The sequence below is a fragment of the Devosia sp. 63-57 genome, from assembly GCF_001899045.1.
GTDB classification, from domain to species: domain Bacteria; phylum Pseudomonadota; class Alphaproteobacteria; order Rhizobiales; family Devosiaceae; genus Devosia; species Devosia equisanguinis.
In genome coordinates this window covers 409,592-422,610 of record NZ_MKUY01000005.1, presented here as the reverse complement: position 1 = coordinate 422,610, position 13,019 = coordinate 409,592, and the positions used below count along the sequence as shown (strand labels likewise).

Annotated in this window: 15 protein-coding genes; 9 read left to right on the top strand and 6 right to left on the bottom strand. The window is 63.6% G+C overall.

Annotation, left to right across the window (positions count from 1 at the left end; translation table 11 throughout):
- Positions 1-70 precede the first annotated feature (70 nt).
- Positions 71-1,741, bottom strand: coding sequence for a hypothetical protein (locus tag BGO80_RS10385; RefSeq protein ID WP_286721349.1), 1,671 nt, complete (start codon positions 1,739-1,741; stop codon positions 71-73).
- Positions 1,742-2,004: 263 nt separating this feature from the next.
- Here BGO80_RS10385 and dnaJ point away from each other — a divergent pair, with 263 nt between their 5' ends.
- Both dnaJ and BGO80_RS10375 read left to right on the top strand, forming a co-directional pair.
- Complete coding sequence (gene dnaJ / locus BGO80_RS10380; protein ID WP_126150114.1) at positions 2,005-3,141, top strand: molecular chaperone DnaJ; 1,137 nt, start codon at positions 2,005-2,007, stop codon at positions 3,139-3,141.
- A complete protein-coding gene (locus BGO80_RS10375) occupies positions 3,138-4,067 on the top strand; it encodes a glycosyltransferase family 8 protein (RefSeq protein WP_286721348.1) in 930 nt (309 codons plus the stop codon). The genes dnaJ and BGO80_RS10375 overlap by 4 nt, the downstream gene beginning before the upstream one ends.
- 57 nt (positions 4,068-4,124) lie before the next feature.
- On the opposite strand, the gene BGO80_RS10370 is transcribed toward BGO80_RS10375, so the two are convergent.
- Positions 4,125-4,532: a VOC family protein gene (locus tag BGO80_RS10370; RefSeq protein WP_126150112.1), complete on the bottom strand. Its 408-nt coding sequence runs from the start codon at positions 4,530-4,532 to the stop codon at positions 4,125-4,127.
- Positions 4,533-4,653: 121 nt separating this feature from the next.
- Between BGO80_RS10370 and BGO80_RS10365 the strand changes: the two genes are divergently transcribed.
- From BGO80_RS10365 to pyrF, 3 genes are all read left to right on the top strand, one after another.
- On the top strand, positions 4,654-5,199 hold the full coding sequence (locus BGO80_RS10365; protein ID WP_286721347.1) for an NADPH-dependent FMN reductase: 546 nt from the start codon (positions 4,654-4,656) through the stop codon (positions 5,197-5,199).
- A 4-nt stretch (positions 5,200-5,203) separates the two neighbouring features.
- Positions 5,204-5,809, top strand: a complete 606-nt coding sequence (locus tag BGO80_RS10360; RefSeq protein WP_286721346.1) for a histidine phosphatase family protein — start codon at positions 5,204-5,206, stop codon at positions 5,807-5,809.
- 68 nt (positions 5,810-5,877) lie between these two features.
- Positions 5,878-6,579, top strand: coding sequence for an orotidine-5'-phosphate decarboxylase (pyrF, locus tag BGO80_RS10355; RefSeq protein WP_286721345.1), 702 nt, complete (start codon positions 5,878-5,880; stop codon positions 6,577-6,579).
- A gap of 216 nt (positions 6,580-6,795) precedes the next feature.
- Here the strand turns inward: pyrF and BGO80_RS10350 are convergent, their stop codons facing one another.
- Positions 6,796-7,800 carry an adenosine kinase gene (locus BGO80_RS10350; protein ID WP_286721344.1) on the bottom strand — a complete coding sequence of 335 codons (1,005 nt, stop codon included), beginning with the start codon at positions 7,798-7,800 and terminating at the stop codon, positions 6,796-6,798.
- A 221-nt stretch (positions 7,801-8,021) separates the two neighbouring features.
- Positions 8,022-8,582, bottom strand: a complete 561-nt coding sequence (locus BGO80_RS10345; protein ID WP_286721342.1) for a TetR/AcrR family transcriptional regulator — start codon at positions 8,580-8,582, stop codon at positions 8,022-8,024.
- Positions 8,583-8,634: 52 nt separating this feature from the next.
- Between BGO80_RS10345 and BGO80_RS10340 the strand changes: the two genes are divergently transcribed.
- Positions 8,635-9,081, top strand: coding sequence for a DUF2214 family protein (locus tag BGO80_RS10340; RefSeq protein ID WP_286721340.1), 447 nt, complete (start codon positions 8,635-8,637; stop codon positions 9,079-9,081).
- On the opposite strand, the gene nth is transcribed toward BGO80_RS10340, so the two are convergent.
- Positions 9,078-9,767, bottom strand: coding sequence for an endonuclease III (nth, locus tag BGO80_RS10335; protein ID WP_286721338.1), 690 nt, complete (start codon positions 9,765-9,767; stop codon positions 9,078-9,080). The two genes, BGO80_RS10340 and nth, sit on opposite strands and share 4 nt — an antisense overlap.
- Before the next feature lie 43 nt (positions 9,768-9,810).
- Between nth and BGO80_RS10330 the strand changes: the two genes are divergently transcribed.
- The 3 genes from BGO80_RS10330 to BGO80_RS10320 all read left to right on the top strand — a co-directional run bounded on the left by BGO80_RS10330 (position 9,811) and on the right by BGO80_RS10320 (position 12,392).
- Positions 9,811-10,293, top strand: a complete 483-nt coding sequence (locus BGO80_RS10330; RefSeq protein ID WP_126150104.1) for a DUF2244 domain-containing protein — start codon at positions 9,811-9,813, stop codon at positions 10,291-10,293.
- Positions 10,294-10,384: 91 nt separating this feature from the next.
- The gene (locus BGO80_RS10325; protein ID WP_286721336.1) at positions 10,385-11,254 is read left to right on the top strand and encodes a methylated-DNA--[protein]-cysteine S-methyltransferase; all 870 of its coding nucleotides are present in this window, start codon (positions 10,385-10,387) and stop codon (positions 11,252-11,254) included.
- 91 nt (positions 11,255-11,345) lie between these two features.
- Positions 11,346-12,392 (top strand): AI-2E family transporter, encoded by a 1,047-nt coding sequence (locus BGO80_RS10320; RefSeq protein WP_286721334.1) that lies wholly within the window; start codon positions 11,346-11,348, stop codon positions 12,390-12,392.
- 6 nt (positions 12,393-12,398) lie between these two features.
- On the opposite strand, the gene BGO80_RS10315 is transcribed toward BGO80_RS10320, so the two are convergent.
- Entirely contained in the window at positions 12,399-13,013 is a 615-nt protein-coding gene (locus BGO80_RS10315) for a 2,3-bisphosphoglycerate-dependent phosphoglycerate mutase (RefSeq protein ID WP_286721332.1), read from the bottom strand.
- Positions 13,014-13,019 lie beyond the last annotated feature (6 nt).

Sequence of the window (13,019 nt, the reverse complement as noted above, 5' to 3'; positions counted from 1 at the left end):
CGGTCAAGCCGGGTGGTGACGATGGTGAAGAGAGCTGCTTGCGCTGCGCCTCAACGTTTCACGTGAATCCCTAGCGCTCGATCTCGATCTCGCGCACGACATATTGCTCGAGATAGGGTTCATAATCGAGGACGCGAATCCGACCGTCCATGCCGATGGCGGCGCTGGGTGAGATAAATTCGATCTCAAGCGGATCGCCGAGTTCCTTGTAGCCCTGCAAGCCATTGCCGGCGATGCGCAGGGCAGGGCCGTCGCGCTCGAGCAGCACAGAGGGGTTCTGCTGGTCGATCAGTAGGCCCGCACCATCGGGCAGGTCGCTGAACCTGACATAGGGGCTGTCGGGCAGATCGGTCATCGCGCCGGTCTCCAGCCGATCGGCATCGAGCCGATAGCTCAGCCAGCGCGCGGGCGCATCGCCGTGGCCGAACTGGTAGATGTCGAGCCGCACGACGCCATCGGCATCCATTCTCAGACGGGTTTCTGAAGGCACCACCCCAGGCAGGGGTTGGGCCATGCGGTGGGTCCAGCCCTCAGGGCCGCGCTCAACGTCAAGAACCACCACCGAGGCCTCGTCGCCCCAGAGATCGGATGAGGCGGCCAGAAACCGGTCGGGCCCCAGCGGCAGGAAGGCGGTGAGGTCGAAGAATTGCGGATCGGCGACGCGCGCGCCAAGGGCTGCGCTATCGATCACGGTCTTTTTCTTGCTCCCGGCCGGACCATAGGAAACGAAAAGCCCGACATCGCCATCCCCGGGCGTCACGGCATAGCTCATCACATAGAGCCTGCCATCGGGCGCGAAGGCCGGCAGGCGCCAGCCGGTGATCGCGCCGTGCTCGAAATTGCCGGCGATATCGTCGTCGATCCAGTCCACGGTCGTGACCCAGCTCGCCTCATCCGAACTCTGCGACAGCCGGGCCCGCAAAGGGGCATAAAGGTAGGTCTCGTAGAGCTGGGCCAATGGCGGAAGATCGGTCTCGAGCAGCGCCTGCCAGCGGGCGAAATAGGCCGAGGCATAGGGCGCCATCGTGGTCTCGTCGGGCTGGGCGACATGCATGAGATGGCAATCGGCATCGAGGCGGGCATAGTCGATGACAGCGTAGCGGATATCCTGGGCAATGGCGGCATTGATGGCGGCGACCAGTTCGGCATAGCGCTGGCGATATCCGGCGATGAGCGGATCGACGCCGGCCATTTCTTCCAGCAACCCCGCAGCCAGCCGATCGGCGGGCAGTTCCCGGCAATTGACCTCATTGCCCTCGCGCGCTTCGTGCTCGGGATCGTAGCGATAGGTGAGAGCGTGGCCATATTCATGCGCCGCCAGCACGAATTGGTTGAAGCGCGCCATGGTGCGGGCTTCGGCGTCATCGGCGAAAAAAGCCCGCCAGTCCCAATTGCCCGCCGTGAGGGTTTTTGACCAGTTGTCCCAATAGGGCGCGACCTCGTCATCGCCGGGCAATGCGGAGAGATTGATGACCTGGCTATGCTGATTGTACCAGTTGACGATGCCGTCATAGGGTTGGAACTGCCAGGTCAGGGTGTCGTTGCGGGAGACGCCGGCCGCGGCGTAACCCTCTTCGACGGCATAGGTCACCTGCTCGGTATCGGCATTTTCGAGGGCAAAATGCAGATAGGACGTGCTGACCGGCGGGGCAGTGTTGGTCGATGTTTGGGGGGACGTGCCGGCCCCGCCAAAGGGCAGCATCAGCAGCGACAGCCAAAAACCGAACTTGAGCTCTTCCATGCGCGCCTCCCGCGGACCGACCGGCACTTTAGGGCGCCAGACGCCCCCGAATCATCCCCGATATGCGGGTGGGCCTTGGTTGAAAGGCCAGCATAAGCTTGATAAGAGCGGACCGCTCCGCCGGGAACCCCGCGTTTCCGCCCTTGCACTGGCGGGGCAGCATCGCCATCTAGGCGTCAGGTTCCTGCGCTCCCCGATTTCGAGCGCTTATCATATTTGCCGGTTGCGCTCCGACCCCTCATGGGCGGAGCAAGGAGAAACTCTTGGCCAAACGCGACTTCTACGAGGTTCTCGGCTGCCAGAAGGGCGCCGATGACGGTGCCCTCAAGAGCGCTTATCGCAAGCTCGCCATGCAATTCCATCCGGATCGCAATCCGGGCAATGACGAGGCCGAAGCCAAGTTCAAGGAAATCAGCGAGGCCTATGACACGCTCAAGGACCCGCAGAAGCGCGCCGCCTATGACCGGTTCGGCCATGCGGCGTTCGAAAATGGCGGTGGTCGCGGTCCGGCCGGCTTCGGTCCCGAATTTGCCTCCTCCATGTCCGACATTTTCGAGGACATCTTTGGCGACTTCATGGGCGGTGGTGGCCGCCGTGGCGGTGGCGGCGGCGCCGCCAAGCTGCGCGGCTCAGACCTGCGTTATAATCTCGAAATCAGCCTCGAAGAGAGCTTTGACGGCCGCACCGTCGAGATCGACGTGCCGACCCTGGTCGGTTGCGACACCTGCGAGGGGACGGGCGCCAAGCCCGGCACCGGCACCCATACCTGCCGGCAGTGCAATGGCCATGGCAAGGTTCGCGCGGCGCAGGGCTTTTTCACTATCGAGCGGACCTGCCCGGTCTGCCAGGGCCGCGGCGTGATGATGGACCAGCCTTGCACCGATTGCGGTGGCCAGGGCCGGCGCCAGCAGAACCGCAAGCTCAGCGTCGATATTCCCAAGGGCATCGAGGACGGCACCCGCATTCGCCTTGCCAATGAGGGCGAGGCCGGCGTGCGCGGCGGACCGCCGGGCGATCTCTACATCTTCATTTCCATCAAGCCGCACCAATTGTTCCAGCGCGACGGCGCCGACCTTTATGCGCGCGTGCCCATCTCCATGACCACGGCGGCGCTGGGTGGTGAATTCGAAGTGCCCACGCTCGACAATGCCCGCGCCAAGGTGAAGGTGCCCACCGGCACCCAGCCCGGCCAGCGCGTCCGCCTCAAGGGCAAGGGCATGCCGGTATTGCGCAGCAAGGATGTGGGCGACCTTTATGTCCAGCTCGACATCGAGACCCCGCAAAATCTCAGCCGCCGGCAGCGTGAGCTCCTCGAAGAATTCGCCCGGCTCGAAACCGAAGAGACGAGCCCCACTTCGGGCGGCTTCTTCGACAAGCTGAAAAAGATGTTCGAAGCGTGAGCCCGCGCGAGCCTGGACCGCTGCCCGTCGATCCGGCGGGGCAAGAGGCGTGGGCGCCATTCGCCGGCACCATCGAGATCGCGCTGACCTTCGACGATAATTTCTGGGCGCCGGCCTATGCCACCATGCGCTCGGTCTGTATCTCGACCAGACACCCCGAACGCCTGCGCTTTCACCTCCTGCATATGGCGCTGACGCCAGAGCATCGCGCCGCGCTCGAAACCATCGGCCGGGATTATGGTGCGCGCCTGGTCTTTATCGATCTCGAGCATTCGGGGGTGCTGCGCGACCGCATTGCGCATTTCCCCCGCATCCGCGCCCGCCGGCTCAACCCCATCGTCTATGCACGGCTGTTTCTGGGGGAATTGCTCGCCCCCGAGATCGACCGCGTACTGTTCCTTGATTGCGACATCTTCGTGCGCAGCGCGCTTGACCCGCTGTTCACCATGGACATGGAGGGCCACGCCATCGCCGCGGTGCTGCAACCGGACCGGCTGCACTGCATCACCGGCACGGATCTGCGCAGCCGCAGCACCTTTTCGATGGCCGAGCCCTATTTCAATGCCGGGGTGATGCTGATCGATCTGACCCAATACCGGGCCATGGATTTTGCCGGCATGCTGACCTCGACGCTCACGCCAGACGAGTTGGCGATGTTCTATTACGATCAGGACATCATCAATTACTGCTTCCGCGGCCGCATTCTCGAGCTGGCGCCGCGCTGGAACCTGCAGAATCCCGAACCGGCGCATGAAGCGTTCAACCCGCTGATCCTGCATTATTCGGCCGACGCTAAGCCATGGCTGGCCTGGTCGCGGGTCGCCTTCAAGCGCACCTATCGTCACCTGATGACCAACCAATATTACTACCAGTATCGCCGCGAGCGGCTGAAGCGCATGGTCCGCCGCTGGCTGCGGCTCAAATAGCCGCCTCCTGTCCGGAGCGCATCAGCGGCCCGGACGGGAGGCGACAAGCCTATGGAATTACTCGGACGGCATCTGGCTCATGTCCATCCAGACATATTCCCACACATGGCCATCGATATCGGCGATGGCGCGGGAATACATGAAGCCATAGTCCTGCTTCTCGCGCGTTTCGCGTCCACCGGCCTTGATCCCGGCCTCGGCAATGGCGTCCACTGCCGCGCGGCTGTCGCAGGAGAGGGCGTAGAGCGCCTGGGTGTGTGTCAACGGATCAGGGATGGGCGTGGAGGAGAACTGCTTGAACTTGTCATGGGTCAGCACCATCACGAAAATGGTGTCGCTGATGACAATGCAGGCTGCGGTCTCGTCGGTAAACTGCGGATTATGATCGAAGCCTAGTGCCTTGTAATAAGCCATTGAGGCAGCGAGATCGCGGATCGGCAGGTTAATGAAGATCATGGAGGCCATGATGCCTTCCTTTCGCTTGGGGTCATTGCAACTGTCTGGACATTGCGCCCATTCGGTCAATGCTCTTGCCTAGACGAATGCGACACGCCACTTTCGACATGCCTCGTACAAGGAGATGCAATTGAAGACGGCGCTTACCCTGTCCGGATCGATCCGCAAGGGTTCCTACAACCAGAAATTGCAACGCCATGTCGGCGAAAAACTGGCCGCAGCCGGCGTCGCGGTGACCGCCATCAATCTCGGCGATTACCCGATGCCGATTTTCAACGAGGACCTCGAGCCCGACAATGTCCCGAAAGCCGCGGCGCAGCTGGCCGAACTCTGGCGCAGCCACGACATCGTTTTCATCGCCTCGCCCGAATATAATGGCGGGGTCACTCCGCTCACGGTCAACACCATTGCCTGGCTGTCGCGGCAGAAACCCAGCCCCTTCCGCCACGCCGTTTTCGGCATTGGCGGGGTGAGTTCGGGCAAATATGGCACCATCTGGGGGCTGAGCCATTTGCGCGAATCTCTCACCAAGCTGGGAGCCCTGGTGGTGCCGACGCTGCTGGGCATCGGCCCGGCAGAAGAAGCGCTCGACAGCGACGGCAATCCTACCGAGCCGGCCATCACCCGCAAGGTCGAGCAGATCGTGCACGAACTCACCCATTTCAGCCGGGGATGAAGCCATGCGGGCGCTCTATTTGACGCATCCGCAGGTGCGCATGGATGCCGCCGTGCCGGTACCGCTCTGGGGCCTCTCCGCCGAGGGCAGGGCGCGCGCCGAGGTTTTTGTCGCCCGCAATATCGTCCCCAAGGGCGCTTTTATTTTCTCGAGCCGGGAGACCAAGGCACTGGAGCTGGCGGAACTGGTGGCCGCGGCTGCGGGCACGCCGGTTCTGGCCGATCACCTGATGGGCGAGAACGATCGCAGCGCCACCGGCTTTTTGCCCCCGGTCTTGTTCGAGCAAATGGCCGACCGCTTCTTCGCCCAGCCGCATGAAAGTGCCGAAGGGTGGGAGCGCGCCGTGGATGCACAGGCCCGGATCGTCGAGACCGTGGACACCGCCCTGGCCAGCGTCCCGCCGGGCACGCCGGCGATCTTTTGCGGTCATGGCGCTGTCGGGACGCTGCTCAAATGCCATTATGGCCATCGCCGCATATCGCGCGAGGAGGACCAGAGCCGCATCGGGGTTGCCGGTGGCGGCAATGGCTTTGTCTTCGATCGGAGAACCGGACAGCTGCTCAGCGACTGGACGCCCATGGAGGAGATCGTCCTGAACTGGTTCGCCTGACGGCGCTTGCCGCGACGGGCAGAATGGTCTAGGCCCAAGCCATAATCGACATTGCGGGGAGAATTATCATGGCAGGCCAGTTGATCGTGGGCCTCGACGTTTCGTCACGCGCACGCGCCGAGGAGATCGTTGCCGCACTGGGCGACACGGTCGAATATTACAAGATCGGCTATCAATGCTTTTACGGCGCCGATGGATTGTCTCTGGGCAAGGCGCTGATCGCCGCTGGCAAGAAGGTGTTTTTCGACCTCAAACTGCTCGATATCGACAATACGGTCGAAAAGGGTGTCGCCGCCATCGCCGAAACCGGCGCGGCCATGCTCACCGTCCATGCCTATCCCAAGGCGATGCAGGCGGCCCGCAGGGGCGCCGAGGGCTCGACCCTGACCGTGCTGGGCGTGACCGTGCTCACCTCGATGGACGATCAGGACGTCAGGGATGCCGGTTATGCACGCGACGCCGCCGGGCTGGTGGCGCTGCGGGGGCAGCAGGCGCGCGACAGCGGCATTGGGGGCATCGTGGCCTCCCCGCACGAAGCCGAGATGGTGCGCACCATTGTCGGGCCGAAAATGGCCATTGTCACCCCCGGCATCCGCCCTTCGGGCAGTGCCGCCGGCGATCAGAAGCGGATCATGACCCCGGCCCAGGCGCTCGCCGCCGGCGCCTCGCATCTGGTGGTGGCGCGGCCGATCATCGAAGCGGCAGACCCCGCCGCAGCGGCGCGGGCAATTCTGGCGGAAATGGCCAGCAAGGGCACGCGGCTCGCCTGAGGGCGAAAGGCCCATTGAGAGGCATGTATGCCTCCGCTCCTTCTCTCTCCGCTCGAGAGGAAGTGTTCACTTTGAGCACGTTGGGACGGTGAAGTTTCGGCTCCTGCTCTTCCTCCCCCTTCTACAGGGGGAGGTTAGGTGGGGGTGTGCAGCACGCTCAAACCCATAGGCGATAACCCTGCCCCGCAAGGGAGGCCAAGTTGGGGCCAGCCCCTGTTACCCCACCAGCCCATGCTTCTGGCTCAATTCGGCAAGGTCGAGCTGCGGGCGGGCGCCGATATGGCTGATCACCTCGGAGGCGGCCAGGCACCCGGTCTTGAGGGCTGACTCCATCGTCTGGCCGCGGGCGAGGCCCAGAAGGAAACCGGCAGCGAAGAGATCGCCGGCGCCGGTGGCATCGACCACCTTCTCGACCGGGAAGGCCGGTACGGAGATGATTTCGCCATTGAACACCGCCATTGCGCCTTCGGCGCCCATGGTGATGGCGGCCACTTCGGCATCCTTGGCGATTTCGCGCACCGCGACGCCGAGATCGTCGGTCTGGTAGAGCGACTTCAGCTCATGCACATTGGCAAAGACATAGTCTATGGTCTTGGAGCGGATGAGGTCGAGGAATTCGGCCCGGTAGCGATCGACGCAGAACGGATCGGACAGGGTAAAGGCGGCGGCGCGCTCATGCTTGTGGGCGTAATGGGCGGCGAGCACGAAGGCCTTCTTGGCTTCCACCGGGTCCCAGAGAAAGCCTTCCATATAGGTGACGGCGGCCCCGCCGATCTCGTCGGGATGAATGTCGGCCTCGGTCAACTGGTGGCAGGCGCCGAGATAGGTGTTCATGGTGCGCTCGCCATCCGCGCTGAGGAAGATCATCGAGCGGGCGGTGAGGGCGCCATTCTTGAGGCGCGACGTGCCGTAAAACACCCCGATATCGGTGAGATCGGCCGCGAACACATCGCCCAGCGGGTCATCGGCGACCTTGCCGACAAAGGCTGCGCGGCCCCCAAGAGAGGCGACGCCGGCCGCGGTATTGGCGGCGGAGCCACCCGAAATCTGCTTTCGGCTGGCCGGCATCTTGCCATAGAGATCCTCGGCCCGATCGGTATCGATCAGGTGCATGATCCCTTCCTGCATCCCCTCCCGCTCGATGAAACCGGCCTCCACCGGGGCAATGATGTCGACGATGGCATTGCCGATGGTCAGCACGTCGAAGCGGGTTTGGGTCATGCGCAGCATTCCGGCGTTGTGAAAATGGCCGTGGGCCGGTTTAGAGCATGATGGCGATGAGGGCAACGCCGCAGCGTCCGTCGCGGGCGGCGAGGGAGCTTGTCGCGACAGGGGCAAGGAGCACGATGGGCGGGCATGCGTGAAAATTGGCTCGCGGGTCGAGCAAGAGGGCGGAGCGGTGGGTGGGAATCGGCGTGCCATCACGCCATGCCAAGCACAAACTAAAGGCTTGAAATAATCTCGGCGATCAGGGCTTCGGTGTCCTCGCCGGCGCGGATGGCGATCTGGCCGTCGAGCAGCAGCACGGCCAGGCCATGCACTTTGGCCCAGGCCGAAAGCGCCTTGATCCGGCCTTCGGCGGAGCTGTCGCTCACCACGCGCCGCAGCGTATCGAAGGCCGCATCGGCCGCCATGGCAAGGCCTGGCTGGGCTGCCTTTTTGAGCTGGGGCGAAAACATCAGGCGAAAGAGATTGGGGTTCTGCAGCGCAAAGACCACATAAGTCTTGCCCATGGCGGCGAGGGGATTTTCCGGCTTGCTCGCCGCCACCGCCTCCATGCGGGCAGTGAACCGCTGAAAACCGGTCACTGCCAGCGCCTCGAGCAGCGCCGCGCGGCTGTCGAAATGCCGATAGGGCGCTGCCGGCGACACGCCTACGGCCCGTGCCAGATCGCGCAGGCCCAATCCGGCCTCGCCGTCCCTGGCCAGGATCACCAGCCCCGCTTCGAGCAGCGCCTGGCGCAGATTGCCGTGATGGTAGCGGCTATTGGATAAAGTTGACATTGTTCACATATGCCGAAATGATGTAAGCCTTGTCAACATCGAGAGCGCTGAAATGGATCTGCTTCTGGCCTCTGCCCACCACCTGGCGGTCTTTACCCTGGTTGGGCTCTTCGCTGCCGAATTCACCCTGATCCGGCCCGGTCTTGGCGGCGACCGCCTCAGGCAGTTGGCGCGGATCGACGCCGCCTATGGTCTGGTCGCTGGCATCGTCATTGTCGTGGGCCTGCTCCGCATCTTTTTCGGCGCCGCCGATCCCGGCTATTACTGGGGCAACCACGCCTTCTGGGGCAAGATGGCTGCCTTTCTCCTCATGGCCCTGCTCACCATTCCGCCGACGCTGGCCATCCGCCGCTGGATCAAGGCAGCCGAGACCGCGCCCGATTACGCGCCGCCAGTAGAGGAGATAAAGGCCAATCGCCGCTTCGTGCACCTGCAGGCTGGTGTGCTGCTGCTGATTCCGATCTTCGCCGCCGCGATGGCGCGGGGTTATGGGAGCTAGACATGCTTGGGCAGCGGCTTGTTCGGCGGCGGTGATTTCGGTTCGAAACGGCACCATTGCACGATCGGGCAGCGCCAGCATTCGGGCTTGCGGGCCTTGCAGATATAGCGGCCATGCAGGATCAGCCAGTGATGGGCATGCAGCATGAAGCGCGCGGGCACCATTTTGGTCAGCGCCTTTTCCACCTCGAGCGGCGTCTTGCCCGGTGCCAGCCCCGTGCGATTGCCGACACGGAACAAATGGGTGTCCACCGCGATGGTGGGCTGCTTGAACCAGCTATTGAGCACCACATTGGCGGTCTTGCGGCCGACGCCGGGCAGGGCCTCGAGCGCCTCGCGATCACTGGGGACCTCGCCGCCGTGCAGATCGATCAGCATCTGGCTCAAGGCATAGACATTCTTGGCCTTGCCGCGGAACAGGCCAATAGTCTTGATGTGTTCGGTGATGCCCTCAACGCCCAGCGCCACCATGGCAGCGGGCGAGGGGGCCAATTCGAACAGGCGCCTGGTGGCCTTGTTGACACCGGCATCGGTCGCCTGTGCCGACAGCACAACGGCCACCAGAAGGGTGAAGGCATTGACATAATCGAGCTCGCCCTTGGGTTCGGGTTCGATCTCGGCAAAGCGGGCAAAGATCGCCTCCGCCTCGGCGCGGGTCATTCTCTTCACTTTTTTAACCAGAACCATTCTCTCGCCCGCGAATCTCTGCCAGTATTTCCCCGAGAGAACCATGCCGATGCAAGCCACAACCACAATGCCCCTGTTCGCCGCGACGTTGCGGCCGGACCGGACCCTGCGCGCCGCCGGCGGTTGGGTGGCTTTGGTGATTGCCGGAATTGTGGGCACGCCCTTTCTGTTCGCCATACCGGACTTTCTGGTTCCGGGTCTGGTTGCCTATGGCCTGGCCATTGCCGGCCTCTCTGCGCTCAGCGTGTCCCAGTCGCGTCGGGCCCGCAAAAGCCAGCAGATCACCCTTTGGCCGGATCAGCTCGAAATCCTGTCCGAGGACAAGGCCGGCAAGGCGCTGAAACGCCTCGACCCCAAGCTCGTTCGCCTGCGCCTAGAGCGCGACGACAATGAACGCACCACCGGCATTTTTCTGGTGCTCCCCAGCGAAGAAATCGAGCTTGGCCGCTTTCTCGCCAATGATGACAAATCCAGCTTCGCCCGCGCCTTTGGCCGCGCCCTGCGCCAGGCCCGCCAGCGCAGCTAAGCGGTTGCCGGCAAAAAACGCCGTCAAATCCGGGTCGCATCGCGTGCGAGAGCGGTCTAGGTGTGGGCAATACCGTCCCGAGGATATCGGCATGAACCAGCTGCGTGCCCTGGCACCCGCCAGCGACTATCAGACCATTCAGGCGGCCATTCGCTATCTCAGCGAGAATGGCCCCGACAGTACCGATCTCGGCCGCTTCGCCTCGGCCCTCGGCCTGACCGAGAGGCAATTGACCGATCTCTTTCGTCGCTGGTGCGGCCTGTCGCCAAAAAGCTTTGCCCAGGCCGTGGCGCTCAACCACGCCAAGGGTCTGTTGCGTGACCAGGCCAGCGTGCTCGATACCACCTATGAGGTGGGGCTGAGTTCCACCTCCCGGCTGCACGATCTCTTCGTCACCTATGAAGCCATGCCGCCGGGCATTTTTCGTGCCGGAGGTGCCGGCATCGACATGATCTGGGGCGTTGCCCCGTCGCCATTCGGCACTGCGGTGGTGACAGCGACCGAATATGGCATGTCGGGCCTGGGCTTTGCCGACGAAGACACCAGTATAGAGGAGGCCTTTGCCGATCTGGCCAATCGCTGGCCCAATGCCCGCTTCAGCCGCGACGATGCCCGCATTGCGCCCATGGTAAACCAGGTTTTCGATCCCACCCGCTGGTCGCCGGACCAGCCGGTGCGGCTGGTGCTGATCGGCACCGATTTCGAGGTCAAAGTCTGGGAGACGCTGCTGAAGATTCCGGTGGGGCAGGCGACCACCTATTCCAGCGTCGCCCAGCATATCGGCCGCCCGAAAGCCTCACGCGCCGTCGGGGCTGCGGTCGGCAAGAACCCGATCAGCTTCGTGGTGCCCTGCCACCGCGTCGTCGGCACCTCTGGCGCCCTGACCGGCTATCACTGGGGCGTGCCGCGAAAGCGCGCCATTCTGGGCTGGGAAGCCGGCGTCGTTTCCGCCGGCCGCTAGGCCCTGCGCGGGCCAGGTTTCACGTGAATCGCCATTGGGGGTGGAAAAACCGGCTCGGGCATGGCTAAGTCCTCGGCAATTGGAGGGGCTCATGGCCGAACACACCCGTGCCGTCGTTGTCGGCGTCTTTCTCACCGCCGCGCTTATCCTGGCCTGGACGCTGTCGCTGCCGATCCTGTTGATCTTTGCCGGCATCCTCATCGCCTGCGTGCTCGACGCGGCCGTGCGCACCCTCGGGCGCATCGCGCCCTGGCCCCGACCACTGCTGCTCACAATGGTCAGCGTCCTCATCCTCTGCGCCGCCATCGCCGCCTTTTCGCTGGGCGGGCTGGGCCTGTGGCGCAATCTGCAGGACCTTATCCGGCTGATCGTCGGTGAGATCGGGCGGCTCTATGGCGAATTGCAGGAGCTGGGTCTGGTCGGCGACATCAGCCGCAGCGACATCGAAAACCTCGCCGCCCGCTTCTTCCCCGATCCCGGCGGGCTCTTCAACCAGGCCAGCTCGCTGTTCGGCTCCACCATCGGCATTATCAGCAATGTGGTGATCATCATTTTCCTGGGGCTGTTCTTCGCCATCGACCCCAAGGGCTATCGCGACAGCGTGCTGCTGCTGGTGCCCAGCCGCCACCGGCCCCGCATCTCGGCTGCGTTAGGCGATACCGGCGAAGCACTGCGCGGCTGGATGGTCACCCAATTGGCGATGATGGTGCTGATCGGCTCGCTGGTTTTTGCGCTGCTCTGGGCGTTGGGCGTGCCGAATGCGGCGGTGCTGGGCCTGCTTTCGGGTGCCCTCAACTTCATCCCCTTCCTCGGTCCGATCTTTTCGGCGGTCCCGGTGCTTTTGACACTGGCAGCGCAGGATACCAATGTGCTGATCGTGGGCGCTATCGGGCTGTTCCTCATCCAGAATCTGGAGGGCTACATCCTCACGCCCATGCTGCAGCAGCGCATCATCAAGCTCTCGCCGGCCTGGTCGCTGAGCATCATGACCGTGCTGGGCACGCTGTTCGGGCTGATGGGCATCGCCCTGGCGACGCCGATCTATGCGGTGGGTCGCATGCTGACGCTCAAACTCTATGTCGAGCCGCGCGACGAAAAAGGGGCCGCCACTGGCGACCCCCTGATCATCAAAAAATGAACTGGTTCAGAGCGTGACGCGCTCTGCCAGCGTGCCGTCGGCGCCGATCTTGTAGACAGTCGGCTCGCCGGTGCCGATTTCGCGCGCCAGGATTTCGTCGGGGGTCAGCCCTTCGATGGCCATGACCAAAGCGCGCAGCGAATTGCCATGGGCGGCAACCAGAACGGTCTTGCCGGCCTTGAGCGCCGGCAGGATCTCGGCCTCGTAATAGGGCAGGGTACGGGCCGCAGTGTCCTTGAGCGATTCGCCGCCCGGCGGGGGCACGTCAAAGGAGCGGCGCCAGACGAGCACCTGCTCCTCGCCCCACTTGGCGCGGGCATCGTCCTTGTTGAGCCCCGAGAGATCGCCATAGTCGCGTTCGTTGAGCGCGACATTACGGGTGATGGTGACATTGAGAATGCCCATCTCCTCGAGGATCAGGTCGAGCGTATGCTGGGCGCGGCGCAAAGCCGAAGTATAGAACAGGTCGGGGACGATCCCGGCGCCCTTGAGCGCCTTGCCGGTGGCGCGGGCTTCGCCCTGGCCCTGTTCGGTCAGGTCGGGATTGCGCCAACCGGTGAAGAGGTTCTTGAGGTTCCAGTCGCTCTGGCCATGGCGGACCAGGATGAGGGTGCCTGTCATTGCATC